The 2,363-nt window shown below is 48.5% G+C and carries 5 protein-coding genes; all 5 read right to left on the bottom strand.

What is annotated here, in order from left to right; translation table 11 throughout:
- Positions 1-77 precede the first annotated feature (77 nt).
- The gene (locus tag QVP03_RS08220) at positions 78-434 is read right to left on the bottom strand and encodes a VRR-NUC domain-containing protein (protein ID WP_022333020.1); all 357 of its coding nucleotides are present in this window, start codon (positions 432-434) and stop codon (positions 78-80) included.
- Positions 427-657 (bottom strand): hypothetical protein, encoded by a 231-nt coding sequence (locus QVP03_RS08215; RefSeq protein WP_022333019.1) that lies wholly within the window; start codon positions 655-657, stop codon positions 427-429. The genes QVP03_RS08220 and QVP03_RS08215 overlap by 8 nt, the downstream gene beginning before the upstream one ends.
- Positions 654-1,310 (bottom strand): hypothetical protein, encoded by a 657-nt coding sequence (locus QVP03_RS08210; protein ID WP_256166543.1) that lies wholly within the window; start codon positions 1,308-1,310, stop codon positions 654-656. The genes QVP03_RS08215 and QVP03_RS08210 overlap by 4 nt, the downstream gene beginning before the upstream one ends.
- Positions 1,237-2,076: a hypothetical protein gene (locus QVP03_RS08205; RefSeq protein ID WP_022333017.1), complete on the bottom strand. Its 840-nt coding sequence runs from the start codon at positions 2,074-2,076 to the stop codon at positions 1,237-1,239. Before QVP03_RS08205 ends, QVP03_RS08210 begins: the two co-directional genes overlap by 74 nt.
- 3 nt (positions 2,077-2,079) lie before the next feature.
- A partial coding sequence (locus tag QVP03_RS08200) for a hypothetical protein (RefSeq protein ID WP_288210710.1) occupies positions 2,080-2,363 on the bottom strand: 284 nt, incomplete at its 5' end.

Genomic DNA, 2,363 nt, shown 5'->3' with positions numbered 1-2,363 from the left:
ATTATTGTTTTATTCGCATAATCCGTAATAACTCATACAGCTGTCTTTCCCACCCGAAAAGGTTACTATGACTTTCATTATTTCAGATAGTTATTTATTTCAGACATAAACTGCTCGATGCTACGACACACGACGTATTTATAACCCTGCGCCTCGACCAATACCTGCCACGCCTTTTGGTTGTCGGACTGCCGGGATCCGCGCGATTCTGTTTTCATTTCGATACATAGGCCGTTGTAATTACCTCGTGCAACCAACAGAATCAAATCCGACACTCCGGGCGTTACACCTTCACCCTGCATGATCGCCGCCTCGACTTTCGAACGGCTACCGCCATTCGGCACGGCAAAGAGCAGTTTTGCCAAACTCCGGTACTGCATTCGGAACCATGTAACGCAAGACGTTTGTAGCCTCGATTCGTTATGCCTACTCATTACTTGGTTTGTAGTATTTCTGATTTATCGTGTCGCCGGTACTGATCTCCCCAGCGGTGGCCAGTTCTGCGCCAATCCGCTCGACTTCCGCGCGGGAAAGTTTCAGAAAATGCACCAACTCCATAGAGAGCGCCGCAGACGGTACGACCCGGCGAGCCTTTTTATCCTCGACGATATTCTGCATTGCTGCGAGAAAGCGGATATGTAGGGGTTTCAAAATCATTTGTTCCTGCGGTTACTTTCCCCGGTCATTAAAATCGTCGTCATATCCTTGAGCCGATCAAACACCCGTTCGCCGTACTTCGCAAGGAAATCCGGCTCCCCGAAGTTGCTGACGATGATTGTCGGTTTGTTCTCGTTGCTCCGGTGCAGGATGATATCGGTAACAGGTCGCAACTCCGAACCGTAATATTTGATCTCCGTAGCTTCGACCCCCACGTCATCAATCGCCAATACGGGGATCGACACGGCCATATTAAGATCAAGGTTTGCATCCTTACGCTGGAAAGCATCTACAATCATCAGAGCCGGATGTATGCGCAGGCCAACTCGCCCGAACGGTTGCGTTTGGTTGTAGCGCCAAATAAACTCCCGGATGGCATAAAGCAGCGTTGTTTTTCCAGTACCCGGTGTGCCGAGTATCTTGAGGCTTACCCGTTCAGGATTTACAAGCCAATGCGCCGCCTTTTCAATCGCTTTGACTACCATCGGAGAAATATCCGCAACTTTGCCCGTCTGCGCACACTGGAGCGAAAACAGGTACGTTATAGCTTCCGCAACTTGCTGTTCCCGCATGTCGATTTCAAAAGGCCTCGCTATACTCGCCCGTGAAGCACTTTCTTTGATCCCCGCCAGCAGTCGTTCGGCCGTTGTCATATTGTTTTGTTTTGTCATCGTAATTCCGTTCTAAAGTTTTGATGAAATTCGTAGGTTTAAATAGCCAGTCGAAAGTAGCTGTCCATTGATGTGTATTCTGCCCGGCAAGAAATTTCGACCGTCCTGCAATTTCGAGCATTTCCATAACCGCGGCTTCGCCGTGTTCCTGCATCCGCGCCATGATAGCCTGTTGACGCTTCGGCGTCATGGTTCTTATGGGCGGAAGCCCTTTGCAATGCCGATGATATGTTTCCCGTACCCGTTTGCATATCTCCGCCCTTTTTTTTAGGGGATCTTCTGAAACAATACCGAGCGGTAATTCACCGTCACCCGCAGGGGGACAATCAGGTGGAATATGTTTCTGTTTCTGTTTTAAGCCGTCTTTATCGTTAGATAAAGACCTATATATAGGTGTGTCGTCCTCTTTACTCAGGTTTATACTTGGGTTTATACCCCGGCTTATACTTGGGTTTATACTTGGATTTTCAAAGTATAAAATGGAGTAAACGGGAGATTTCGCCTTACGACAACCACTTACGAATTTGATAAAACCCTTTTGCTGTAATCTATTGCGCACATCTATCAAAGTGGATTCGCTCACACCGATAGTCGCGCAGATTAACCCGTTGGGACACTCAAAGGGATTGAGCCAGCCGCGGAGGTTGCACTCTTGCAGCAGGCAGAAGTACAGGTCTGCCTCCGCGCTGGTCAATCGCACTCTACGTCGTGTTTGCCAAAATTGGTTTATCAACTCGATGTAGTTCATTTCCTATTTTCCCTTTTCAGCTTCGGCCAATTCTATTTCAGCAATACGGGCGTCGATCTTTTCCTTGCGGCGCAGGTAAACCTCTCGGTACTTTAATTCCACCTCCGGAATAATAGACTTATCCCGGCTGTTCACCCAGTCGAAGAAAAGGTCTGTTTTGAAGTCCCGCCGGAAATGGTCGCCGACTTGGTTGAGAATATTGCATCGGTGAATGTAGGCGATCTGCTCCGGCGTGACATTCATCACGGCGTTCCACGCTTCCTCGTCGGACATCGAGTAATGCTGAA

This window comes from Alistipes sp. CAG:29 (genome assembly GCF_000435435.1).
Lineage (GTDB): Bacteria > Bacteroidota > Bacteroidia > Bacteroidales > Rikenellaceae > Alistipes > Alistipes onderdonkii.
The sequence above is the reverse complement of the archived record's forward strand: the minus strand, read 5'-3'. Positions and strand labels throughout refer to the sequence as shown.

Excerpts from the sequence above, each read along its gene's own strand:
- QVP03_RS08210 (WP_256166543.1), bottom strand. The coding sequence starts at position 1,310 with ATGACAACGGCCGAACGACTGCTGGCGGGGATCAAAGAAAGTGCTTCA.
- QVP03_RS08205 (WP_022333017.1), bottom strand. The coding sequence starts at position 2,076 with ATGAACTACATCGAGTTGATAAACCAATTTTGGCAAACACGACGTAGA.
- QVP03_RS08215 (WP_022333019.1), bottom strand. The coding sequence starts at position 657 with ATGATTTTGAAACCCCTACATATCCGCTTTCTCGCAGCAATGCAGAAT.
- QVP03_RS08220 (WP_022333020.1), bottom strand. The coding sequence starts at position 434 with ATGAGTAGGCATAACGAATCGAGGCTACAAACGTCTTGCGTTACATGG.